22 protein-coding genes and 1 pseudogene are annotated in these 24,417 nt (G+C 40.9%); 5 read left to right on the forward strand and 18 right to left on the reverse strand.

Annotated elements, in window-relative coordinates; genetic code table 11:
- Window positions 1–47: 47 nt before the first annotated feature.
- Window positions 48–1,265, reverse strand: coding sequence for an NO-inducible flavohemoprotein (gene hmpA, locus BN1765_RS11285; protein WP_050615227.1), 1,218 nt, complete (start codon window positions 1,263–1,265; stop codon window positions 48–50).
- Window positions 1,266–1,432: 167 nt separating this feature from the next.
- Between hmpA and BN1765_RS11290 the strand changes: the two genes are divergently transcribed.
- Window positions 1,433–1,891, forward strand: a complete 459-nt coding sequence (locus BN1765_RS11290) for an RrF2 family transcriptional regulator (protein ID WP_050615228.1) — start codon at window positions 1,433–1,435, stop codon at window positions 1,889–1,891.
- Between the two features lie 68 nt (window positions 1,892–1,959).
- On the opposite strand, the gene BN1765_RS11295 is transcribed toward BN1765_RS11290, so the two are convergent.
- The 3 genes from BN1765_RS11295 to BN1765_RS11305 form a co-directional block, all read right to left on the reverse strand.
- On the reverse strand, window positions 1,960–3,048 hold the full coding sequence (locus tag BN1765_RS11295) for a branched-chain amino acid aminotransferase (RefSeq protein WP_050615229.1): 1,089 nt from the start codon (window positions 3,046–3,048) through the stop codon (window positions 1,960–1,962).
- Window positions 3,049–3,531: 483 nt separating this feature from the next.
- A complete protein-coding gene (locus tag BN1765_RS11300) occupies window positions 3,532–3,783 on the reverse strand; it encodes a hypothetical protein (RefSeq protein WP_050615230.1) in 252 nt (83 codons plus the stop codon).
- Between the two features lie 113 nt (window positions 3,784–3,896).
- Window positions 3,897–4,220, reverse strand: coding sequence for an iron-sulfur cluster biosynthesis family protein (locus tag BN1765_RS11305; protein ID WP_050615231.1), 324 nt, complete (start codon window positions 4,218–4,220; stop codon window positions 3,897–3,899).
- A 173-nt stretch (window positions 4,221–4,393) separates the two neighbouring features.
- On the opposite strand from BN1765_RS11305, the gene BN1765_RS11310 reads away from it, so the two are divergent.
- Window positions 4,394–5,155, forward strand: a complete 762-nt coding sequence (locus tag BN1765_RS11310; RefSeq protein ID WP_050615232.1) for a class I SAM-dependent methyltransferase — start codon at window positions 4,394–4,396, stop codon at window positions 5,153–5,155.
- Between the two features lie 74 nt (window positions 5,156–5,229).
- Here BN1765_RS11310 and BN1765_RS11315 read toward each other — a convergent pair whose 3' ends face one another.
- From BN1765_RS11315 to BN1765_RS11355, 10 genes and pseudogenes are all read right to left on the reverse strand, one after another.
- Complete coding sequence (locus tag BN1765_RS11315) at window positions 5,230–6,162, reverse strand: manganese-dependent inorganic pyrophosphatase (RefSeq protein ID WP_050615233.1); 933 nt, start codon at window positions 6,160–6,162, stop codon at window positions 5,230–5,232.
- Window positions 6,163–6,290: 128 nt separating this feature from the next.
- A complete protein-coding gene (locus BN1765_RS11320) occupies window positions 6,291–6,968 on the reverse strand; it encodes a YknW family membrane protein (RefSeq protein ID WP_050615234.1) in 678 nt (225 codons plus the stop codon).
- Window positions 6,969–7,126: 158 nt separating this feature from the next.
- Window positions 7,127–8,695 carry an IS1182 family transposase gene (locus BN1765_RS11325; protein WP_050614516.1) on the reverse strand — a complete coding sequence of 523 codons (1,569 nt, stop codon included), beginning with the start codon at window positions 8,693–8,695 and terminating at the stop codon, window positions 7,127–7,129.
- A gap of 173 nt (window positions 8,696–8,868) precedes the next feature.
- A pseudogene (locus tag BN1765_RS11330) lies at window positions 8,869–9,228 on the reverse strand (glycerate kinase); the annotation flags it as partial.
- Between the two features lie 63 nt (window positions 9,229–9,291).
- Entirely contained in the window at window positions 9,292–9,741 is a 450-nt protein-coding gene (locus BN1765_RS11335) for a YueI family protein (protein ID WP_069203021.1), read from the reverse strand.
- Between the two features lie 289 nt (window positions 9,742–10,030).
- Window positions 10,031–10,171, reverse strand: coding sequence for a protein YhfH (gene yhfH, locus BN1765_RS19570; protein WP_075050804.1), 141 nt, complete (start codon window positions 10,169–10,171; stop codon window positions 10,031–10,033).
- 64 nt (window positions 10,172–10,235) lie between these two features.
- A complete protein-coding gene (aceA, locus tag BN1765_RS11340; protein WP_050615236.1) occupies window positions 10,236–11,519 on the reverse strand; it encodes an isocitrate lyase in 1,284 nt (427 codons plus the stop codon).
- Between the two features lie 16 nt (window positions 11,520–11,535).
- The gene (gene aceB, locus BN1765_RS11345) at window positions 11,536–13,125 is read right to left on the reverse strand and encodes a malate synthase A (RefSeq protein ID WP_050615237.1); all 1,590 of its coding nucleotides are present in this window, start codon (window positions 13,123–13,125) and stop codon (window positions 11,536–11,538) included.
- A gap of 295 nt (window positions 13,126–13,420) precedes the next feature.
- The gene (locus tag BN1765_RS11350; protein WP_050615238.1) at window positions 13,421–14,617 is read right to left on the reverse strand and encodes an MFS transporter; all 1,197 of its coding nucleotides are present in this window, start codon (window positions 14,615–14,617) and stop codon (window positions 13,421–13,423) included.
- 123 nt (window positions 14,618–14,740) lie between these two features.
- Entirely contained in the window at window positions 14,741–15,025 is a 285-nt protein-coding gene (locus BN1765_RS11355) for a hypothetical protein (protein WP_050615239.1), read from the reverse strand.
- Window positions 15,026–15,179: 154 nt separating this feature from the next.
- On the opposite strand from BN1765_RS11355, the gene BN1765_RS20270 reads away from it, so the two are divergent.
- The gene (locus tag BN1765_RS20270) at window positions 15,180–15,323 is read left to right on the forward strand and encodes a hypothetical protein (RefSeq protein ID WP_050615240.1); all 144 of its coding nucleotides are present in this window, start codon (window positions 15,180–15,182) and stop codon (window positions 15,321–15,323) included.
- A gap of 128 nt (window positions 15,324–15,451) precedes the next feature.
- Here BN1765_RS20270 and BN1765_RS11365 read toward each other — a convergent pair whose 3' ends face one another.
- The 3 genes from BN1765_RS11365 to BN1765_RS11375 all read right to left on the reverse strand — a co-directional run bounded on the left by BN1765_RS11365 (window position 15,452) and on the right by BN1765_RS11375 (window position 19,414).
- Window positions 15,452–17,605 carry a PAS domain-containing protein gene (locus BN1765_RS11365; protein ID WP_230199521.1) on the reverse strand — a complete coding sequence of 718 codons (2,154 nt, stop codon included), beginning with the start codon at window positions 17,603–17,605 and terminating at the stop codon, window positions 15,452–15,454.
- Window positions 17,606–17,900: 295 nt separating this feature from the next.
- On the reverse strand, window positions 17,901–18,947 hold the full coding sequence (locus BN1765_RS11370) for a 3D domain-containing protein (RefSeq protein WP_050615241.1): 1,047 nt from the start codon (window positions 18,945–18,947) through the stop codon (window positions 17,901–17,903).
- A 281-nt stretch (window positions 18,948–19,228) separates the two neighbouring features.
- On the reverse strand, window positions 19,229–19,414 hold the full coding sequence (locus tag BN1765_RS11375) for a cold-inducible protein YdjO-related protein (protein WP_050615242.1): 186 nt from the start codon (window positions 19,412–19,414) through the stop codon (window positions 19,229–19,231).
- A gap of 251 nt (window positions 19,415–19,665) precedes the next feature.
- Between BN1765_RS11375 and BN1765_RS11380 the strand changes: the two genes are divergently transcribed.
- The gene (locus tag BN1765_RS11380; RefSeq protein WP_050615243.1) at window positions 19,666–21,822 is read left to right on the forward strand and encodes an MMPL family transporter; all 2,157 of its coding nucleotides are present in this window, start codon (window positions 19,666–19,668) and stop codon (window positions 21,820–21,822) included.
- 87 nt (window positions 21,823–21,909) lie between these two features.
- Here the strand turns inward: BN1765_RS11380 and BN1765_RS11385 are convergent, their stop codons facing one another.
- The gene (locus BN1765_RS11385; protein ID WP_050615244.1) at window positions 21,910–22,779 is read right to left on the reverse strand and encodes a CvfB family protein; all 870 of its coding nucleotides are present in this window, start codon (window positions 22,777–22,779) and stop codon (window positions 21,910–21,912) included.
- 247 nt (window positions 22,780–23,026) lie between these two features.
- Between BN1765_RS11385 and BN1765_RS11390 the strand changes: the two genes are divergently transcribed.
- Window positions 23,027–24,208 (forward strand): LL-diaminopimelate aminotransferase, encoded by a 1,182-nt coding sequence (locus tag BN1765_RS11390; protein ID WP_050615245.1) that lies wholly within the window; start codon window positions 23,027–23,029, stop codon window positions 24,206–24,208.
- Window positions 24,209–24,417: the final 209 nt, after the last annotated feature.

Below are 24,417 nucleotides of genomic sequence, written 5' to 3' on the forward strand. Positions count from 1 at the left end.
CAATAGAAAAGAGAAGGTGAATGGCACCTTCTCTTTTTGCTTTGCGATCAAACCGCTTTTTCTTTGATTTCCATAGCCGGACCGAAAAATTCGTAGTGAATTTGGTCTGCGCTGACTCCTTGACTTTGCAATTCCTCTACTGCAAACTGCATAAATCCAACAGGTCCGCAAACATAAAAGACACTCTCTTTCGGATAGTGGGCAATAACCTCTCCTGTAATCCGGCCATATTTATGATTTGTAGTTGCGTTGTCTGTTTCTTTTTCTCCGTCATGATAGAATGCAACGTCAAGATTCGGCATCCGATCTTGGAGTGATTCAATTTCTTCAGCGAACGCCTGAACATTCTTTGTTTTGCTTGCATGGACAAGATGAACTTCTCTCTCTGGGTTTTCGTTTGCCATTGTATGCAACATGCTCATAAATGGCGTAATTCCGACACCGGCAGATAAGAATGTAATCGGCTGGCCAGAAGCGATATCCACAGTGAATTCTCCTGCAGGTGTTGTTAGCTGCACAAGATCGCCTTCTTTAGCTAGATCATGAAGATAGTTTGAAACTTTGCCATCCGGATTGCCTTCGATTTTTTCTTTCTTAACAGAAATACGGTAGTAATCTTCCCCTGGAGCATTCGTTAAACTATATTGGCGGTTCATCGTATATGGTTCGCCTGGAATTTTGACTGTCACAGTCACATATTGGCCAGGCAGGAACGCAGGCAATGCAGAACCGTCTGCCGCTTTTAAATAGAAGGAAGTGATAATGTCACTTTCTTTAACAGTCCGATCAATGACAAATTCTTTATGCCCTTTCCAGCCGTCTTCTTGGTCAGCTGCTTCATCATACATTTCCTTTTCAACTGAAATAAACACGTCAGCTATTGCTCCATAAGCTTCAGCCCATGCTTGGATAATTTCATCCGTTGCAGCATCTCCAAGCACTTCTTTAATCGCCCCCAGCAAATGTTCACCTACGATCGGATAATGCTCTGGTGCGACCAACAGGCTGCGGTGCTTATGGGCAATCTGTTTTACGACAGGCAACAATACTTCCAATTGGTCAATATAATATGCGGCTGCAGTCACCGTATTGGCTAGCGCTGTTTGCTGTCTTCCTTTTTCTTGATTGGCATGGTTGAATATATTCAATAATTCAGGATGTGATTTAAATAAGTTTCTGTAAAAAGCGGTTGTAATCTCCGTGCCTTTTACTTCAAGCACTGGAGCGGTTGATTTGACGATATCGATTGTTTGTTGAGATAACATTGTTCTAATCCCCTTTGTCTTAAAGAAGTATTTTAAATACATGTTTATTATAGCCTCTTTTTTCCATAAAGCAATATTTTAAATACATCTTTTTCACGCTTTTTTGTAAAGTGTGTCTTTTCTGTGATAAAATGAACAAAAGGGTTCTTTTAAGTGAGGAGATACACATGAAACTAACCAGTTTTAGTGATTATTCCATCCGGGTGCTGGTATATCTTTCTATTAATAACCATAAGCTTGTTCAAATACAAGAGATGGCCGATGCTTATGGCATTAGTAAAAACCATCTTACAAAGATTATTTATCAATTAGGAAAAATGGGGTATATCGAGACAATCAGAGGAAGAAACGGTGGTAACCGCTTGGCTAAAGCCCCTGCGGAAATCAACATAGGAGAATTGGTAAGAAGAACAGAAGAAGATTTTTATATCGTTGAATGCTTCTCCAATAACCATAACAGCTGCCCGATCGCCCCTGTATGTTCATTACGGGGAATCTTCAATCAAGCTCTTAATTCCTTCTTTTCTGTCCTTGATGCCTACACGCTTGCAGATATCACATCCAATAGCATGGAATTGCAAACCTATCTGCGGAAACCTGCTATCGAAGCAGAACGGATAGAGTAGCAAATACGCAAAAAAGCGGATCTTTACTGATTTTCCCAGCAGTAAAGATCCGCTTTTTTTGGATGGCATTATGCGTAAGTATGCATTCCGACTTCTTGTACCCAGTTAAACGGATCCTCAATGTCCCCGTTTTGGATTCCAGTCAATGTATTATATAATTTAAGCGACAGCTCACCTGTTTGATTGCCGTTAACCACAATTTCTTTGTCTCCCCATACCAGTCCGCCGACAGGAGAAATGACAGCGGCAGTTCCGGTGCCAAATACTTCTTCCAATTGCCCTTTTTCACTAGCTTCAAATACTTCCTCAATACTGATTCTGCGTTCCGATACAGGAATATTCCAATGCTTAAGCAACTCAATAATAGAATTGCGCGTTACACCTGGAAGAATGCTGCCATTCAACATTGGTGTAATAACTTCTCCGTTGATTTTAAAGAAGATGTTCATAGCGCCAACTTCTTCAACATATTTCTTTTCAAGGGCATCAAGCCATAGAACCTGCGAAGAACCATTCTTTGCGGCTAATTCCTGTGCCTTTAAGCTGGCAGAATAATTGCCGCCTGTTTTAGCTGTTCCAGTTCCGCCTTTCACTGAACGGACATATTGATTTTCGACTGTGATCTTAACGGGATTGATACCGCCTTTATAATAAGCGCCAACCGGTGAAAGGATGATCATGAACTTATAACGGTCGGATGCAGATACGCCAAGAAATGGTTCGGTTGCGATGATGAATGGACGGATATATAATGATGTTCCCGGAGCAGAAGGCACCCAGTCCTTCTCAATCTCGATCAACCGCTTCAACCCTTCCAAAGCCAACTCTTCATCGAATTGAGGGATGCACATGCGGTCATTAGATTGATTTAGGCGCTCGAAATTCTTTTCCGGTCTGAACAGAACAATACGATTATCTTTTGTGCGGTACGCTTTCATCCCTTCAAAAACAGTTTGGCCATAGTGGAAGACCATACATGCAGGATCCAAAGTAATCGGTTGGTAAGGGATGATTTGTGGATTATGCCAACCTTTCCCTTCCATATAATCCATTACAAACATATGGTCAGTAAAAACTTTGCCGAACTGCAGGGAATCGTCCTGCGGTTTCTCTTTTCTTTCGTCACTAAGCAAAACTTTGATGGTATTTTCAGTCATATTTATGTCTCCTTTGCTTATTTACTGATAAAGTGAAAATCTGATTGGCAGGGACTTTCAAATTTTCATTCGTTCCCTGCCAGTCATTCGTTAAACCAACCCGAGTTGTTACTGTCGCCGCTTCTGCTTCTTCGCCTACACTCTCCTAATGAAGTAGAAGCCTTAGTGACAGTGGTAACGGGATCAATTAATTATCAGAAAAATATGATAAATTCAATTTTACTCCTATATAAGGCATGTATCAAGAAAAAAAGGAAATTTTACAAATAAAATATCCTTTTCAACACTATGTAGGCGTGTCTATCGTTAAAACATTGTTTATATTATATCAATATAACCAAAACATGTGTATACCAATTATATAAAATATGAGCACATCCCCATTAATCTGCTTCCAAACCCAAAGCCGACCCTTTAAATATGATTACCATAAAACAAATCCCAGCAAAAAAGCCTCTGTTATAGAGGCTTTCAACACTTATCTTAAAATATGAATGGCCCGCCATAATATGGGTACGGATATCCGAAACCATAAGGCCCGCCTATTAAAGCAGATGCAGCCAATCCACCTACAAGACCGCCAACAAAAGGAGCTCCGAATCCGCCTCCCCAGCCCCAGCCGGGTCCTCCCCAACCCCAACCTGGGCGGACTCCCCAGCCTGGACGCCCACCCCAAAATGGCCGCCTGGTATCGGATAGATTTATCGGTAAATGAATATAGGGATCATCATACATAAAAAATCCTCCTCTGTTTCTAGCTTTCTGCATCATATGCAGAAAGACCAAAAAACAGATAGGCATGTATCCTACAGGCCCAACTGAGGACAATCCAAAATTTTCAATTCTGTTTATTTAACCCAATTATAAAATTTCATAAAAGGATTTATTATTCCATCCGCTGTCTTTAAGCGGAACCTGCTGTAATCTTCGACCCATGTTATTTGCATCTCTTCCTCCAAATACGCCATCTGGTCCCGGTCTGCTAGAATCGGCCCTAGATTCGACTCAATCGTCCCTTCATTCCCTTCCGGCTCTGCAATATACCATAAAGTGGTAATACCGTCGCTGCAGCCGCAGTCTTCATTATCATAAATTAATTTAAAAAAACCTGGTTTACCGGCAGTCAATTTCTTTGCCTGCTTTAGCGCTTGTGCATCCCATGTGATATTCATGGTTTCACTCCCTTTTTGTTCTTTATAAATAGTGTAGCATGAGAGAAGAAAGCAATAAAAAAATATGTTTGGAACACATCCTTATTTACATGTAACTATTCCTCCACCAACATTTCCAATGTAAACTATTTATAGTTAATCCTGTAAATAATTACAAAGGAGAAAAGATACCCATGGATAATTTTGAAGAATATGAGGACCCTTATTTATATGATCAGGAAAATAGCAGTCTGACAGCAGATATTTCTTTCCTGTCAAAAATGGCTGAAAAGTGCAGCGGGCCAATAATCGACCTGGCATGCGGGACAGGAAGGGCAACGGTACCTTTGGCCAAACTAGGACATCATATAATTGGAATTGACATACATACCGGAATGCTTGAAGCAGCCAAAAAGAAAACTTCTTCTTTAAACTTGCCGATTGAGTGGATGGAACAAGACTGTACCAGATTAAATATGGATATAAAAACTGATTTTATTTACTCTGTCGGCAACTCGTTTCAGCATTTTCTTACAAACGAAGAGCAGGATGGATTGCTGGTATCCGTTCATAAGCTTTTAAAAAAAGATGGCCTATTCATTTTCAATACAAGATTTCCAAGTACAGAAGAACTTTTGCAGCCGCCGACTGAAGAATATTGGCGAAGCTATACAGACAGCAAAAGCCATCTTATAGTTGACGTTTTTACCATCAGCCGTTATGACTCCCTCTCCCAAACACAGCATTACACAACCATCAGAAAGTACAAGGGCATAAACCAAAAAACGATAGCGGAAAAACGGACTACTATTACCTTACGATATGTATTCCCGAAAGAGATGGAAAGATTGTTGCCAGCCCATGGCTTAAAGATTGTTGAGATCTATAAAGATTGGCAAGGCACACTCCTGGATAATGACAGTTACGAAATGGTCTACGTTTGCCAAAAAATATAGCTTACATAACTATAAAAAGGAGATCGAATTGCAAAAAAACAGACATGCTCCTCGCATGCCTGTTTTAAGCCCACTTATTTTGCTGTGAAAATATCAGTCAAGTTTGGAACAATTTGCTTCTTGCGCGATACTACGCCTTCCAGAAGCGCTACCCCGTTTTCCAATTTCACATTATATGCTTCCTCAACAGCGGCTGCTTCACGACCTAAAGCAAGCGCAGTGCTGTTACTGTTCAGGATATCTGTGACTACCAATAGGAAAAGATCTAGGTTTTTTTCCTCGATGACCGGGAAGATTGCCTGTTCCAATTCTTCTTTACGGGCAAGCACTTCATTTACGTCAATGGCATTCACCTGTGCGACTTCCACTTTGTAATTGCCCATCGGGAATTCTTTCGCATCGATGCTAATCAATTGCTGTGCTGATTTATCTGAAAGTTTAGCGCCGGCTTTAAGCATTTCCAAGCCGTATGTTTCTGCATCCACTTCAGCGATGGCAGCTAATTCCTTCGCGGCTGTGATATCTTCCTCTGTGCAGGTTGGTGACTTGAACAATAATGAATCAGAAATAATGGCAGATAACATCAATCCTGCATTTTGTTTAGATACCGTTTTTCCTTTTTCTTTGAAGATTTTCAAAAGGATTGTAGCTGTACATCCGACAGGTTCTGCGCGGTAGTATAATGGGTCGCTTGTTTCAAAGTTGGCAATACGGTGATGATCGATTACTTCCTTGATTGTAACTTGATCGATATCCCCAACACTTTGCTGGCGTTCATTGTGGTCAATAAGAATGACATTCTGGCATTCATTGGCTGCCGTTTCAATCAATCTTGGCGCTTGGGCGTTGAAATAGTCCAGTGCATATTGCGTTTCAGCATTGACTTCTCCCAAACGGACCGCTTCAGCATCCATGCCTAGTTGTTTTTTCAGGTCGGCATACACAATACTTGAGCAAATAGTATCTGTATCCGGGTTTTTATGTCCAAAGACTAACACTTTATCCATTGTACGATTCTCTCCTTAAATGCTTACAATAATTTGATGCGAACACCAACATAGACATTTTATCACAGAAAGAGCCGTTCTTTAAATAAGAAAATCCCTACCTGGGCAGGAAGGGATCCCTGAAACAGCTAGGAGATGCTGGCACCCAGAAGATGAAAAAGCATACCGATGATAAACAACACGATTGGAATTCCCCATGCAGCCTTTTTCGAGAAATGGGCCGTTCTGTATAAGCCGATTGCCGATAGGACCAATGTCCAAATGGAAAATAACTCAATTGAACCCCATGCTCTTCCACTTTCGCCCATATAATAAGAAATGCCCGTCAGCATACCGGAACCGGAAAGGCCGAATGCGAATCTGATCGCCCCGCTGACAAGCAAGGCGATTGCAGACAGGAAGCTAATATGCAGGCACATTGAAAACAATTGCTTAAAAGCTACCGGCGCTTTCAGGATTTTAGCCGCGATTTGATACACAATCGTTTTCACCAGGGCGCCTATCAGAGGGGCTATTATGCCGGCAATAATAGCGAAAATCATCGAAGTTGTTTTCATTAGTTCCTTGTCGCTTTCTGACAACGTTATACTGCTGGTCTTGTTAATTTCCTTCATTACCGCCTCTTGATCATAGTTCAAGTAAATTCCTGCGGCAAAAAGGATTGCCAAAACAATGATTGGCATCCAGATAACCGGATTCTTTCTTATGCGTTCAAAATGTTCAACTGGTTTTACCATGATCCCAAGCAAGGATGGTTTAGGCTCTTTAGCTTTCACTTCCATCGCTTCTACCGGACTGAACTTCATCCAATCACCCCTTTTTAACTATTCAAATATTTAATCAAACACCAAACCCGACAGAAATGAGGCTGGGACAGAACTAGCTTCAATAATGAAAAAAGTAATGAAAAAAGTGAAATTGAGTGCGCTCAATTTCACTTTTTTCTATTCTTCTCTAATCATCCTTACCTGTTAGCCGTGAATTTCCTTAAATTCACGGCCATTAATGCAAGGCCCATTTCATTTTCAACTTTCGATTTTCCTCGAACTGAAAATCGATTGAAATGCAAATTAGCCTTCAAGAATCCAAAAACTGGTTCCACATCTATTTTTCTTTTACGATAAATGGAACTCGTTTCTTCTTCTGAAAGCTTCGCTCTTACGTATTCTTTTTGTTGTTCCCATTTTTCATTCACCATTACTTTTCGATGGTTTCCTTCTTTTGCTTTTGTACATGAGGAACGCAATGGGCATCCTGAACAGTTTTCACACTCATAAATCTTAAATTCACGTGTGAAGCCTTCTTTATCTGTTCGTACTGAATAATTTTTAAAGACAAGTTGTTGTTGGTTGGGACACGTGTATACATCCTTTTCTTTGTCATACTGCCAATTCGCTGTATTGAATGGGTTTTGTTTATATTTCTTCTTTTGCTCTTTCACGTACATTCCATAGGTAATTAACGCTTCTCGTTTACGATTTGAAAGGATATCATCATAATTCTGTTCACTTCCATATCCTGCATCTGCGACGATGTGCTTTGGCAACTCAAAATAATGTTGTTCAATTTGGTCTAAGAACGGGATTAATGTACGGGTATCAGTTGGATTCGAAAAGAGGCTGTAGGCAAGCGCGTATTGTCCTTCTGTTGCCACTTGTACATTATAACCGGCTTTCAATTGACCATTTTTCATATAATCATCTTTCATACGCATAAAGGTCGCGTCGGGATCTGTCTTTGAATAACTATTTCGTGTGCCGAATATTTCAAAGTCTTTTTGATATCTCTGTTTTCGTTGGATATGGTCCATTAATTGTTTTCGTGCTTGTTTTGGGAATTTCCGTTCACTTCTCAACGCTTTTCGCTCGGCTCCATTCGTTGATGCCTCTATTTTTTGATCGTACTCAGAAATCACTTCATCTACTTTTTCAACGATTTGAGTGAGCTCTTCCAACGTTAACTCTTCTTCACTTTCCTGTACAATTTGAGGCATGATTTCATTTTTAAGCAGCTCTTTATATAGATGATTTGATTTTTCGATTAATCCCTGATGATACTTCTCGATGGATTTCTTCCAAACAAACGTAAACTTATTCGCATTCGCTTCAATCTTCGTTCCATCAATAAAGATGGCTTCTTGATCAATGATTTTTTCTTGGACGAGCTGGCAACGGAATTGAACGAAACATTGGCGGATTAATTCTTTTACTTCAGGTTGAACACGGAAACGGTTGATGGTGCGGTAGCTTGGTTCATATCCTTGCGCCAGCCACATCATACGAATACTGTCCTTTAAAAGGGCTTCTATTTTCCGACCTGAAAAGACAGATTGTGTATAGGCACATAGGATAATTTTCAACATCATGCGTGGATGATAGGCAGGACAACCCTCATTCCGCAGAAATGGTTCAAACGCTTCATGAGGAATACTTTCAACTAAGTGGTGTACATGGAAGGCGATATCATTCTTTTGTAATCTGACTTCTAAATCTAAAGGCAAAATTAATTGATTCATGTTATAATCTTTAAACATAAGGACACTTCTTTCTGTTTGGTTTTGTGTGGTAACTTAATTTTAACAGAGAATGTCCTTATTTTATTTTGAAAAAAATCAAAGCCGGTGAAATTTTACTCATTGTAAAATTTCACCGGCTTTTTCATTTTAGAGGAGGGTTCTGTCCCAGCCTCTATTGTTTATGGATTCATTCAATCGAATGTGAGCTTCATCAATTGGCACATCCGGCAGGCCGCTTCATAAAGTAGGGCAGGGGCGTGTTCCATCGCTTCCTCCAGGGACATCGGTCCATTCACGATCGGAAGGATGGCATCGATTCCTTCTCGTTTCGCCACATTGGCATCTATATCCACTTTGCCTGTAAAAGCGACCACTGGCTTGCCATGCCTTTTGGCCAATTTGCCTATCCCTCCAGGCACTTTGCCATGGAGGGATTGTTCATCCATTCTGCCTTCGCCGGTAATGACTAAGCTGGCATTTCGAATCAAACCGTCTAAATTTATCTTCTCCGCCAACAAGTCAAAGCCGCTTGAGAAGCGGGATGGAAAGAAACTATGGAACGCAANGAGGAGGGTTCTGTCCCAGCCTTATTATTCCAATTAACAAGTGAATTTTCAGTTCTTCAACCATTTCAGCAGGGAAAAGCCTTTCTTTTTTAGATTGTTATGCTCCTGTCCGTTTTCTGTTCCAAAGGAGCCTGAAGAGATATAAATATGTTCTTTGTCAATTGCATAGCTATGGGCAAGAACAAGCCCTATTTCCGTTACATGTTCTTGGTTATTGACAATTGTGAAATCCACATCATTCCCCTTGGCAATCTTTATATATTTCGAGAGATGTTCATAGGCGATTTCGCCATTCAAAAAGAGAGTAGCATCTTTATTGGCTTTTAGCGCATCTTCCGTTTCTTTATATACGTTATTCTCCATTACTTGATCAATTGTCATCGCCAGGACAATCCGCTCCCTGAGCGTCCCCAAAAACTTGCGCCGTTCCGCCGGATTGATTTCTTTTGGTCCATGTATACCTTGTTCAATATAATCGTCTACATTCTTGCTAGCCAATGAGTTTCCTCCTTGTTGCTGAATATCGTATTCAGTTTTCCCGTTCCGACTAGCGCTAAGCCCCCCTTTCAAAAGAAGAGTAGAGAAGAAGTAAGAACGGAGGCTTGAGCGACAGTAAGAACGAAGGTTATTCTAACTGATGTTCGGTGAAGGATGTTGTATGCCCCCGCCGATTAAGTTCACTTTATAGTATGTAGTATCTCCGCTTTTTGGGAAAGTAGTTATTTTTGGGAACTTGGCATCCACAGTCATGAATGAACAAAAAAAGACGGGGGCTTCACCCCGTCCTTTAGGATTCTTGTTTTTTGGCCAGGCAGCGGTCACATTCCATTAGGTAGCACTCCTGCGTTATATGGATTGTCGCTCCGCACTCTGGGCACTTCTTTTCGGCAGAAATAGTGAAATATTGGCTGTTCTTTGCGTGTTTCATACATGAACCCTCCATTATTTTATTTCCCCCCTTTTATTCAGGGGGGATAGCTCTTTTATCCGATTTACTTTGTTCCTTGGAATTGCGCTGCTTCCGTAGATCCTTTAAGCGCCGTTGTAGATGACATGCCGCCAGAAATGACGGTAGCCACTTCATCAAAATAACCTGTGCCTACTTCGCGTTGGTGCCGTGTTGCAGAATAACCATATTTTTCGCTGCCAAATTCCGCTTGCTGCAATTCGGAATAAGCCGCCATCCCTCTCTCTTTATATTGGCGGGCCAATTCAAACATTCCGTGGTTCAGTGAATGGAAGCCAGCTAAAGTGACGAATTGGAATTTGTAGCCCATTTTGCCCAATTCTTTTTGGAAATTGGCGATGGTGTCATCATCCAGCTTTGCTTTCCAATTGAAAGATGGGGAACAATTATATGCGAGCAATTTCCCTGGATACTCCGCTTTGATGGCCTCGGCGAATTGTCTAGCCTCTTCAATATTCGGTTCAGATGTTTCGCACCAAATCAGGTCAGCGTACGGCGCGTATGCCAAGCCGCGGGCAATTGCCTGGTCGATGCCGGCCTTGGTTCGGTAAAATCCTTCTGGCGTCCGGTCCCCGGTAATGAATGGGGCATCGTACGGATCAACATCACTTGTGATCAAGTCGGCCGCATTTGCATCCGTACGTGCAATCAGAACAGTCGGCACACCCATTACATCAGCAGCAAACCGGGCTGCAATCAAGTTTTTGACCGCTGTTTGTGTCGGCAGCAACACTTTGCCTCCAAGATGGCCGCATTTTTTCTCTGATGATAATTGATCTTCAAAATGCACACCGGAAGCGCCTGCTTCAATCATGCTTTTCATAAGTTCGAATACGTTCAATTGCCCTCCAAAACCAGCTTCTGCGTCTGCTACAATGGGAGCGAACCAATCGATTTCTTCATTGCCCTCCATAAAATGAATTTGGTCAGCGCGTTGCAACGCCTGATTGATGCGTTTAACGACCTGGGGCACTGAATTAGCTGGATATAAGCTTTGGTCAGGATACATATTGCCTGAAAGGTTGGCATCTGCTGCAACTTGCCAGCCGCTCAGATAGATTGCTTTTAGGCCAGCTTTTACTTGTTGCATAGCCTGATTGCCTGTCAATGCGCCCAGAGCGTTTACATAATCTTCATTGTTGACCAAGTCCCATAGTTTTTCTGATCCTTTTTTTGCTAGTGTATGTTCTACATCAATCGACCCTCTTAATTTGATAACCTCTTCCGCCGTGTAAGGGCGTTCGATTCCTTTCCATCGCTCTTCCCTTTGCCATTCTTTCTCCAATTCTCTAATTCTAGCTTCTCTCATTTTTATTTCCTCCCGATTATAATTTTTGATAGGCTGGTATAGTCAAAAATTCAGCAAAATTATCATCTTCAATCAGTTGCTGGAATATGTAGCCCGCTTCTTCGTATTTGCCGGTTACATATTGCTCAGTGCCCACTTCCTGAAGGATCCGTTTCATTTCTTCTTCTTTAACTTCCTTGAACAAGGAGAATGTTACCTTTCTGCCATCGGACAAAATACCTTTCGGGTGGCGAATCCATTGCCAAACCTGTGCTCTTGAAATTTCCGCAGTAGCTGCGTCTTCCATCAGGTTATGGATGGGGGCCGCCCCTCTGCCGTTGAGCCAGGAAGCAAGATATTGAATGCCGACATTGATATTGGTGCGCAATCCTTCTTCAGTGATATTCCCTGTCGGCACTTCAAGCAATTGTTCAGCTGTGATTTGGATGTCCTCCCGCTTGCGGTCAATCTGGTTGGGTTCAGGCATATATTCATCAAAGACGGCAAGAACGGTTGCCACCATTCCAGGATGCGCTACCCACGATCCATCATGGCCGTCTTTTACTTCCCTTTCTTTATCTGCTTTCACTTTATCAAAGGCGATTTGGTTTTGTTCCGGATTATTTTTGACTGGTATTTGCGCAGCCATGCCGCCAATTGCATGGGCATTCCGCTTATGGCATGTTTGTATGGCCAATTGTGAATACGCACGCATGAACGGGACTGTCATCGTCACTTGAGAACGGTCAGGCAATATGACATCTTCGTGGTTGCGCAGTTTTTTGATATAGCTGAAGATATAATCCCATCTGCCGCAATTCAAGCCGACAGAATGTTCTTTCAATTCGAATAATATTTCGTCCATTTCAAATGCTGCCATGATTGTTTCAACTAGAACGGTTGCTTTTATGGTTCCCTGCGGAATGCCTAAATAGTTTTGCGAATAAATGAAGACATCGTTCCATAAACGGGCTTCCAGATGATTTTCCATTTTAGGAAGATAGAAATAAGGACCGCTGCCTTTTTCAATCAATTCCTTGGCATTATGGAAGAAATACAATCCAAAATCGAACAGGCTGCCTGACACCGGCCTTCCTTTATAAGTCACATGCTTTTCTTCAAGATGCCAGCCGCGTGGGCGGATTTTCAATACGGCATGCTGTTCATTCAGCATATACTTCTTGCCGTTCGGTCCTGTGAAGTCAATGACTCCCCGAACCGCATCTCTTAAATTCATTTGCCCCTCAATCGCATTATTCCAGGTAGGCGAGTTCGCATCTTCAAAGTCAGCCATGAATACCTTGGCACCTGAATTCAAAGCATTTATAATCATTTTCCGATCCACGGGACCGGTGATTTCCACCCTGCGGTCGAGCAAGTCGCTCGGTATATTCCCTACCGACCAATCACCGTCTCTTATATGCTTGGTCTCTTCCAGAAAACAGGGCACCATGCCTTGATTAAGCTGTTTTTGAACTTCTTCTCTCTGTGCCAACAATTCCAGACGGCGTTCTCCAAAATGTTCTTCTAATTTCTCGATGAATGCCAATGCATCAGCTGTTAGGATTTCTTCATAACCCGGGGCCAGTTTACCCTCTAATTGGAGCCCTTTTTCATCTGTTTTCATTGAATCCTTCATCCCCTTTGGCAACTATTCGAACTTTGTTATAATACAGTATTTTTTATTTCTCTTGTATTGTATAACAACAAGGATAAATTTGTCACTTCTTTTTTGGAATTTTTTATAAAAAATAAACACAGATTTTTATATAGGTTTAAAATACCTTTATATATCAACGTTTTAGAAAAAAATAAAATTAAAACAGATTTATAAAACAACAATTGTTATACAACAAATTTCTTATATACAGAATTAAAAAAGAGCCCTTTCATCTAATAAGGAAAGTGCTCTGGATATGTTTCTAGATCTGTAGTTTTTTGAAACATAAGAAAACCAAGTAGAGTGTAAAAAAGGCTGCGACCACACTTGTTAGCCCAATATGGTCACCCAAAAGCAAAGAAGTCGCAGGCGGACCGGCCGCTACGCCAATAAATCGGGCTGAACTATAAAACGCAGTGATTACGCCCCTCGCCTTCCGTTCAATATTCTCAGTAATCAAGGCATCAAGCGTCGGCAGCAACAACCCTATCGCTAATCCATTCATGCTGATAATCACTAATAGCAATAAAAGGGAATCATACCCTCTAAATAAAAATAAAGAACAAGCCTGCAGGAGTAAGGCAAAAATGATGACCTGTTTCATTTTTGATTTACTTCCTTTGATCAGCTTCCCGCCAACAAGGGAAGAAATGCATAAAACCATTAGTGGAATAGCCAAGATAAACCCTTTTTTCACACCTTTCAGGTGAAAGGTGCTTTCCAATGTATTGGATAGATAGACTTGCAAAGCAAATAAAATAAACATAACAAATCCGCCTACTAAAAATAAAGGGAAAAGCCATCTGCCTTCTTGCTTAAAGATTTGCATGGTGTTCTTCAGAAACTTGCCTATTTTTACTTTGTTTACTTTCCGCGGCGGCGTTTTAACAAAAAACACTACAAGCAGAAAAGAAATCAGGCTTAGAGCAGATATTCCGTAAAAGGGAATATACCATACAATGGCCGCCAATAGTGATCCTATAATCGGGCTCAGCACCTTACCAAATGTGTTAGCCGTTTCTACAATACCCAATGCAGCACTCGCTTGCTCATCCTGTTTATATAAGTCACCTACCAATGGCAGAACAATAGGCGCAGCTCCTGCTGCCCCTATCCCTTGAATAATTCTAGCTATCATGATTGTAGAATAAGGGTTTTCCATCTTCCATGATGCAAAAGCAGCGATTAATCCGCCAACGAATACCAAAATAAGGCTTGGTAAAATGACTTTTTTCCTGCCATATGAATCAGAAAGAAAACCAGCAATCGGAATCAAAATAATGGATGAGACCGAATAGGCTGTGATCAGCAAGCTGGAATACAGAGAAGAAATATGTAACTGTTTTTCAATCATAGGCAAAGCCGGAATAAGCATGCTATTCCCTAGTGTCATGACAAGAGGGATTGAAGCTATGGATAATATACATAATTTACTGACTGCTTGTTTTTGGCTGGTCATGTTGTTTTCCTCATTTTTTCATTTAACTCTACTTAAGTTGCCTAAAAACAACTCGTTTTATGAGGGTCTACAAGCAGGCCAAAACATGGAAAAAACCGCTCTTACAAGCGGCTCCTCCGAACATTATTTTTGTTGTTCATTTTCATTGTAATAATGTACTCCATACATGGCGCCCTCATCCACCATTTTATTATCGGGAATATCGTACGGGTCAGGGTTTCCTGCCTTATCGACTACGTCGCTGTATGTTTGCGGTTTTTCTTTTTGCCACATGTTGGCCATCTTGTCTTTTGTATCTTCATATAGATGCATCATTTTTGTCCGCTTTTCTTTATCCTTCAATAATGTTGTCACACCTACAGCGCTTGCTAAGCCAAGGCCTATTGCCAAATAATTTCTTGATTTCATTTTCGTTTCCTCCCTTTGATTATTTCGTAATCTTTACCCTTATAGCTTTATATTTACACTTATTTAAGCGAAAAAGAATTTTACATTTTCTTCGCTAGCTGAATAGAACTGCATGCGGAAAACACACTAAAGAGGAGCCGGAAAGGAGTCAAATATGCAAAACAAAAAGAGCGGTTTCACCGTTACTGGAACAAACATTCAAGAAGTGAAAGAGCTTAATGCCAAATCGGGATTGACCTATAACCAGATTAAAGAGTTAATAGCGAAGGAATATCTATCCCGGCACCATCGGGATTAAATGAAACGTTAACCGGCAAGGGCATTCATCCCCATTCCAGGAGGATGGACAAAAACAGAGGAGAAGCAGGCATCTCCTCTTCTCCTCTGTTTAATGGCCTAATATTGGCTTTGAAAAATGGCATTCGTTCAATGAAGCGGCAATGTGATATAGAAAGCAGTCCCTTTCCCTTTTTCACTTTCGATTTCGATTTTGCCCCGATGGGTTTCAATAATCTTAAAGCTCATCATCATCCCGAGCCCTGTACCTGATTCTTTTGTTGTGAAGAAAGGTTCACCGATTTTCTTTAAATCTTCCTGGGATATGCCTGTACCTGTATCACGCAAAATGACTTTTACAGATGTGCTGTCTTTGCGGATATGGACCGTCAATTGACCGCCATCCGGCATCGCTTCAATTCCATTCTTAATCATGTTAAGAAAAACTTGCTTCAAGCGGTTTTGGTCGCACAGAATTTGTATTTCATCGTCGATTGAATCAAGAATAATTTTTATTTTTTTCTTTTTGGCTTCATAGGCAAGCAAGGAAATGGTATGAGTAATAATGGTCAATAAATCAGCCGTTTCAAACTGATCAGCCTTTGGTTTGGCCAACAGCATAAATTCTTCGACAATTTCATTCACCCGCTGTATTTCTTCCATAACAATCGTTAAATATTCTTTTTTCCCTGGATTCTCCTCTTCCGTCAGCAAAAACTCTGTATATCCCCTCATCGAAGTAAGCGGGTTGCGTATTTCATGGGCGATACCAGCTGCCAATTGGCCAAGCGCAGACAATTTTTCTTGCCTGTGCAACAATTCTTCCTGTTTTTTCTTGGCTGTAATATCATTGCGTATCGATACATATTGATAGGGCTTTCCGTCTTTATTCAAGAAAGGGATAATGGTTGTTTCCACCCAATAAAACTGGCCATCTTTTCTCCTGTTCCGTATTTCTCCTTTCCAGACATGTCCACGGCCGATCGTTCTCCATAAATGTTTAAAGAATTCTTTCGGGTGAAGCCCGGAATTTAAAATGCGATGATCACTTCCAATTAACTCTTCTTCGCTGTATTGCGATATTTTACAGAAATTATCATTGACTGCCATAATGATTCCTTTCGCATCGGTAATCGCTACAATAGAGGATTGATCAAGAGCATACTTGTAATCCTTGACTTCTTTTAGTGTTGCTTCCAACTCTTTAGCCACTTTTTTCTGTTGTGTAATATTCTTATGGATCGAAACATATTGGTAGGGTTTCCCCTTACGATTAATAAACGGAATAATAGTGGTATCCACCCAATAAAGTGAACCGTCTTTGGCAGTATTGTATTGCTCCCCTTGCCATACTTCTCCTCTATTGACCTTTTCCCAGATTGGATTTGCGCCTGGCTCACCCCGCAGGCCGGAGAACAACGACCTATTTTCCTGTCCGATTAATTCTTCCTTTGAATATTGGCTCAACTCAGCATAAGAATCATTGACATAGGTGATGCGCCCTTTTGCATTTGTTATCACCACAATGGATGACATATCCAAGGCGGACATGATATCATTCGCATACAATTTACTCTTCTGCATTTTCTTGCTGGCATAGGTAGAAGCAATTACAAAGCCTGTAAAAATAATGATTGACAAAAATAATACCATATACGGCAGCCAGTATCCGTTTAAAGTAAGATTTGATAAGATGTTTTCCCCATTTCCTTTTTTAACGGAAGCTTTCATTACAAGCAATAACCCTTGGCCGATTGCCCCGGTCATCATAAATGCGGAAAAAGTCTTGTAAATCATAGGCGAAGAAGAATAATCCTTCGAATGAAAAACAAGCATTAAAGCAAATAGTATGATGGCGGCAATTAACAAAAAGGAAAAAGCCAGCCAAAAAAAATGAAAGTTTAGATGCACATCCACTGAGAACATGCCGATTACATGCGTTAAAAGAACGGCAAAAGCCAAGATCAAGGATGCGATAGCCAAATTTTTAACACGTGGGGAACGGAGTATGCATAATAAAGCGCAGCCCGTCAAAATAAAACTGCAAATCATGGATATGAAATGGATCAAGATGATATGATTGCCCGAAGTCAACATATCAAGTGCCATGATAGCAAAAAAGTTCATCATCCATATACCGATTGATAAAGAAAAAGTACTTCCAAAAAAGATGAATTTTTTGCTCCCTTCCATAACGTTCATATGCGTAAACAAATCCAAAGCTGTATAAACCGCCATACTTGTCAACATAATCCCGACCATAATAATAATGGGATTAAGGGATAATAAAAAATCTTCGATCATTATTCAATCATCTCCAAAAAACATCAAGCAAATTTCTATAAATCCAGCTGTCCATCTCATAAACAATAGCATATTTTCCTTAAAATTTGTATGTAAAACCGATAGCCCTCTATAATCACATCCCATTATTGCATTTTCTTTTGTTAGCATACAAAAAAAGCTATCCATTCGGGAATAATTCCTCTTTGGATAGCTTTTTCTTTCATTATACGTTTTACTGGGATCAATCAACGAAGGACCGGCGAAGATGTATGAATCTTCGCCAATCAACGTTTTAACTTTATAGTAAGTGGATTTAGTCCACAATTTTAATATTGACTTGTTTAACGCCCCATTGTGTTGCAGCACCTTGAGATGGAACAAGAACGTCAATCTTGTTTCCTTTAATTGCACCGCCCGTATCAGCAGCTGTAGCATATCCGTACCCTTCTACATACACTTTAGATCCCAATGGAATAACGCTAGGGTCTACAGCGATCACTTTAGCATTCGGATTGCTCTTAAGGTTAACACCTGTAGCTGTGATTCCAGAACATCCAGCACAATCGGCTGTATAAGCAGTGGCTGTAACTGTCATGCTAGTTCCAGAAGTTGGTTGTTGTTGTTGTGCTTGAGCTTGGCGTTGTTGCTCTTGTGCTTGAGCTTGGCGTTGTTGCTCTTGCAATTGAGCTTGGCGTTGTTGCTCTTGCAATTGAGCTTGACGTTGTTGCTCTTGCAATTGAGCTTGGCGTTGTTGCTCTTGCAATTGAGCTTGGCGTTGTTGCTCTTGTGCTTGAGCTTGGCGTTGTTGCTCTTGTGCTTGAGCTTGGCGTTGTTGCTCTTGTGCTTGAGCTTGGCGTTGTTGCTCTTGCAATTGAGCTTGGCGTTGTTGCTCTTGTGCTTGAGCTTGGCGTTGTTGCTCTTGTGCTTGAGCTTGGCGTTGTTGCTCTTGTGCCTGGTTTATTTGATTGTTAGCCGGTTGTTTTACAGCAATTGATGCTGCCTTATGGGCTTCTTTAATAACTAATTGTTGACGAGGGAAAATCATATCCCCGCTCATTTTGTTCCAGGCTTGCAATTGGCTAACAGTAACGCCGAATTCTTGAGCGATACTCCAAAGAGAATCACCTTCTACTACAGAATAAAATTGCTCTGGTGAAATAGAAAGCTTTTGATCTACAAGAATAAGATCAGATGATAAACCATTCCACTGTTTTATATCATTAACTGTAACTCCATGTTGTTTGGATAAGCCAGAAAGAGTATCTCCATCTTTGACCACAATTTCAGAAGCATGTGCGCTCATCCCTACAGTAGTGGAAATAGTTGCTGCTGCTAAAAATGATAGTAGTGTTTTTTTCATGTTGATAATAGTTCCCCTCCTATGAATTAGCTTGCTCTAGTAGCTAACGAAGATAATCATAACATGAATTTTCATAACATATAGAACAGCGCAATTAATAATCTATTACAATTGTTACATACAGTTAACGCTCCTATAACAATCAGAAAGAATATTCTGATAAATAGTTATTAATCCCTTCTATTTTTCCTTATTTTCCATTTACAACCATATATGTTGCGTTTTATCGTTTCTGCTACATAAAAAAAGCTTCCAACAAATCAGGTTGTTGGAAGCTTCTTTCAAGTGATTTTCGGTAATTGCCGAGTTTCCTCTACCATGTTGCTGCCGCACAAAGGACATGAAGGACCATCCGAAGCGAATTGCATCCTCATCCACCCATTGCATTCTTCAGAAGTACAGGCAAACACAGCAGTATCTTCAATGACCACTTGCTCTAATTCTTGTTGCTTTTTAGAAAAATACATGGTGGAACCTCCCATAATTCGCGCGTTATAGTCAATACGGTTTACATAATAAGTATATGTCATTTTGATCCATTTATGCTAAATTTCCAAAAATAATATACGGTTCTTTCTGTTTTCCTTTTTTTATTGATTTTCAGCTGCATAAAATTGCTGCACCGGGGTAAGTATTTATATTCGCCGTCCAAGAAATTCTTTATCTTTGAAGTGGAATCTAACATAATAATGATAAGAGCAACGAAAGGAGTTTGATAATGGAAAAATTGGCCCGACGCATCATTACATATTATAAGTTCTTCCTCATCATCTGGATTCTGCTTGCTTGCGGTCTCGCTTTTTATGCAATAGACCTTCCATCCAAATTGAAAGGCGATGGCTTCGAAATGGAGGGAGAATACAAAGAAGTGCAGGAAGAACTGTCACAATCCTTTAATTTTCCCGAAAACACTTTGTTTGTTGTATTCGAGAGGCAGACACAGCAATCAGAAACAGATTTCAAGAAAAACATCGATGCCGTTTTAAAGGATATTGACTCGATCTCCACAACTTCAAGCATCGTTTCTCCCTTGGAGACAAAAGGCCAATATAAAAAAGATATTGCCTATGCCCTTTTGAATTTCGACCGAAACGATGAAGAAATGAAAAATGCGGTCAGGAAAGTAAGAGAAGTAACGGATTCCTATAAAGGGACATCATTGACAGGCCAAGCTGTCATCAGCGAAGACATGAATGAGGCCAGCCAGCATGACCTGAAGGTGGCTGAAATGATCGGTTTGCCGGTTGCACTCATTGTCCTATTATTTGCTTTTGGTAGTTTAGTGGCTGCCGTCGTCCCTATTGTGGTCGGAGCGTTGACCGTAGTATTGGCCCTTGGCATCTTAACATTGCTCGAGGATTATATGGATCTATCGGTCTTCTTATTGAATGTAACACCTATGATTGGATTGGCATTAAGCATTGATTTCGCCCTTTTGTTCATTAATCGTTATAAAGAAGAAGCAGACCAAATGCCGATTAAAGAAGCAGTCATCCACACAATGGGCACAGCCGGCAAGTCTATCCTTTTTTCGGCACTCTGTGTTTTTATTGGATTGGCAGCTATGCTTGTCATTGATATAGACATATTTCAGACTGTAGCGATTGGCGGCATGGTGGTAGTCGCCGTGGCCGTCATCTCGTCCCTTACTCTGCTTCCTTCTATATTATTGCTGTTGGGAGAACGTCTTTATAAAGGGAAGGTTTTCAAGAATACCAACGATAGCAGCCATAAATGGCGTTCATTTGCAGAAGCAGTCATGAAACGCCCGATCATCATCACCGTCATCGCCACCCTTATCTTATTGGCAGGCATCCTGCCAATTAAAGATATTGTGCTGAGCATACCTGATGAGCAATCTCTGCCTGCCACCTATGATTCTCGCGCAGCGTTTACGGAGATTAATGATGCTTTTCACCTGAAAAAGGAATCGACAGTTTATATGATTGCCGAAAGGAAGGGATCTTGGGACAGCCAAGAAGGGTTGAAAGATTTGAAGAAACTGATCGATCATGTAGAAAGCGAATCTATTGTCAAATCGGTTGATTCCCTCTTTTCAATCAGTAAGCTTGAAGATAGCAAGTTGCTATACCAATTCCTGCAGTCGCCAGAAGGCAAAGAAAAGCTAGAACCGGCGGTTAAACAATTCATAAAAGGCGATCAATTATTACTGCCCGTCACGCTTGATGCAGAATCACAAAGCAAAGAGGCAAAGCAATGGGTTAAAAAATGGAGTCTAAAACATACCGACTTTCATTTGAAAGTTGGCGGCGAAGCAAAATTCAACCAAGAAATCTTTGAGGAAATCACAAACAAAGTCGGATACGGAATCGCTTTAGTGCTAATCAGCACCTATCTGATTCTCATGTTCGCGTTCCGGTCGGCGATTATTCCATTAAAGGCGATTATCATGAATATCCTAGGGCTTACATCTACATTCGGAATCCTAGTGTGGATTTTCCAGGAAGGCCACTTCGGGTTGCAGCCAATGGATATAGCGCTCATCATACCGGTATTTGTATTCAGTATTGTTTTTGGCCTAAGCATGGATTACGAAGTTTTCTTGATTTCGCGGATTCATGAAGAATACCTACGGACAGGGGACAACGACGAAGCAACCGTGTCCGGGCTGGCTTCGACCAGCAAAATCATCACCTCAGCCGCGCTTATTATGATTGTATTAACAGGCGCGTTTGCCTTCACAGGCGTTGTTCCTGTCAAACAGATCGGCATCGGCATCGCACTTGCTATCTTTGTTGATGCAACCATCATAAGGCTGCTCCTTGTTCCTTCCTTAATGAAGTTATTAGGCGATTGGAACTGGTGGCTGCCCTTTTCGAAACATAATCCGAAAAGTTTGAAGAAAAAAGCGTAAAAAATACGGCCGTCCCTTAGGGAGGCCGTATTTTCGCTGTATTGAAAATTCTATTTGCTTCTATCAATAACCTAAAGTGTCGCTTTATTAGCGGCGGTCGCTTGTGTAGGTCCACCCATCTTCCTGATAGATCTTTCCTTCTTTCATGAGCTTACCGAGGGCTCTTTTGAAAGCTCCTTTACTCATCTCGAAATGCTTCATAATCGTGTCTGGATCGGTTTTATCGCCGTAAGGCATCGCTCCGCCGCGGATTTCAAGATATTGTAGGATGATTTCGCTGTCGCCCTGCATTTTCTCTTGTTTAAACGGCAGCAATGAAACATTCAATGTTCCATCTTCTTTTTCATCAATCACACGGCCTTCAACATACTGTCCCAATCGTGGTTCTTTTTCCCGCTGTGATTCATGGATAAAACAGATATAGCCTTCTTCGGTAAAAAGGTATGAACCGACTTTTTTAGTTTTATAAATATATCCTTTTACCGGGCGATTATACATGGATTCAGGTGCAGGCTTGGATATACTGTAAATAGTATCCTCATCAGCCAATTTCCCGAACAAACGGCCATTCTTATCTGTCCGCAATGTTATGTACAGACGGTCTCCCCGTTTTGGCCAAACATTATACATAATTGGCAATTCATCCACCGAAACAAGCATATCCGTTTCTACGCCGATATCAACAAATACTCCGAGATTTTTCCTGTAGCCAGCCACTTCGCCCCATCCGTATACTCCGTTGCGGATTTCCGGAATCCTCATTGTGGCTGTCAAACGTACATCTTTATCCTGGTATAAAAAGACCTCTATCTCCATCCCTATTTCAATATCTTGGATTATTTGGTTTCTATGCAAAAGAACAGTTTTCCCGCTTTCCGGATCTTTTAAAAAGAAGCCGTATTCAGCTTGTCTTTCAACTTGTAAAGTGACTACATCACCTGGTACTAATCGACTCATATCTAAATGGTCCTCCCTCTACTTTCTAATTCATGTGGGCACTGCTTCCTACTGTAACATGTTTTAAAGACTGAGTATAGGGCTTTTATTCACTGGCCTTCTAAACTTGCTTTTTTTATCGCCCTCACCTCTCCTGTCTTTCGCTTGTGTTGACTAAATAACCGTATTCCTCTATGTAAATGAAGTATCATAATTCGTAATATGGTACAATTTATGTAGGTTAGTTATTTTTTTAGGAGGCAGTAAAATGGAAATCAACACAGCTAAACGGATGACTTCCTTTTCTTCATCCGTCTTCAATGAAATTGCAACAGCAACCAAGAAAAAACAACAAAAAGGAGAACATGTCTTTGATTTCAGCATTGGGAGTCCTGATTTAGCGCCCCCTGCTTTCATTAAAGAATGCATCAGTTCTTTATCCCTTGAAGATAAGCAATTCCGTTACTCATTAACGGGAATACCTGAATTTCATGAAGCTGTTGCCTCTTACTACAGCAATAAACATCAAGTACATATTGAACCTCAAACAGAGGCTATCCAATTAATGGGATCGCAAGACGGTCTAGTCCATTTGCCCATGGCGCTTGTCAACCCGGGGGAATATGTATTAGTTCCCGATCCAGGATATACAGCCTACGAAACAGGTATTTCAATGGCCGATGGCATTCCGTATTTCATGCCATTATTAAAAAACAACCATTTCAGGCCTGATTTTTCTAGTATCCCCCCTGAAGTAGCGAAAAAAACGGCACTCATGTTTTTAAACTTTCCTGGGAATCCGATACCTGTCACAGCTACGGAAGACTTATTTAAAGAAGCGATCGCTTTTGCCAAACAGTACAATATTGTCATTGTCCATGACTTTGCCTACTCCGAGTTTTATTACACAGATGAACAACCGATTTCCTTCCTATCTATACCAGGGAGCAAGGAAGTTGGAATTGAAGTAAATTCATTATCCAAGAGCTTCAGTATGGCCGGATGCCGGATTGCCTACGCAATCGGCAACCAAAAAATCATCAGTGCTTTAAAACAATTAAAATCCAACCTGGACTACGGCGTTTTTCTTCCCACCCAATATGCTGCAATACAGGCGCTTCAAAAGGGTTCTGAATTCACTGCCAATACGCGTAAGATTTACCGTAAGCGGAGAGATTGCCTTGTGGAAGGACTTCATAGAATCGGTTGGAAAGCAGAAAAACCGGAAGCTGGAATGTTTGTTTGGGCGGAAATCCCTGATAGCCGACCATCCATGGAATTCGCCTTTGATCTACTCGAAAAGGCCAATGTAGCAGTCACCCCCGGCATTATTTTCGGTCCATCCGGAGAAGGCTATGTCCGCATGGCACTTGTCCAAAATGAACAAGAAATTGAAGAAGCTCTCCTTCGTTTGCAGATGTATATGGAACAGCGAACAGCCGTCGTATAATTAGCAGACTCATAGTAGCATAATCGCTAACATTCAGAAAGCGGCCGGTTATACCCGGCCGCTTTTTAATGACGATTCCTATTCAGCCCTGTGCCGAAGCTGTTTTTCTAAAAAGAAATGATACTTTTTTGGAAATCATTTCAAATGATGCTTTTCCAATTCTGTAAACCGTATTACTATTGATATCATGCTTCATACTATGGAATAGG

The sequence above is a fragment of the Bacillus testis genome, assembly GCF_001243895.1.
GTDB lineage: Bacteria > Bacillota > Bacilli > Bacillales > DSM-1321 > Bacillus_AD > Bacillus_AD testis.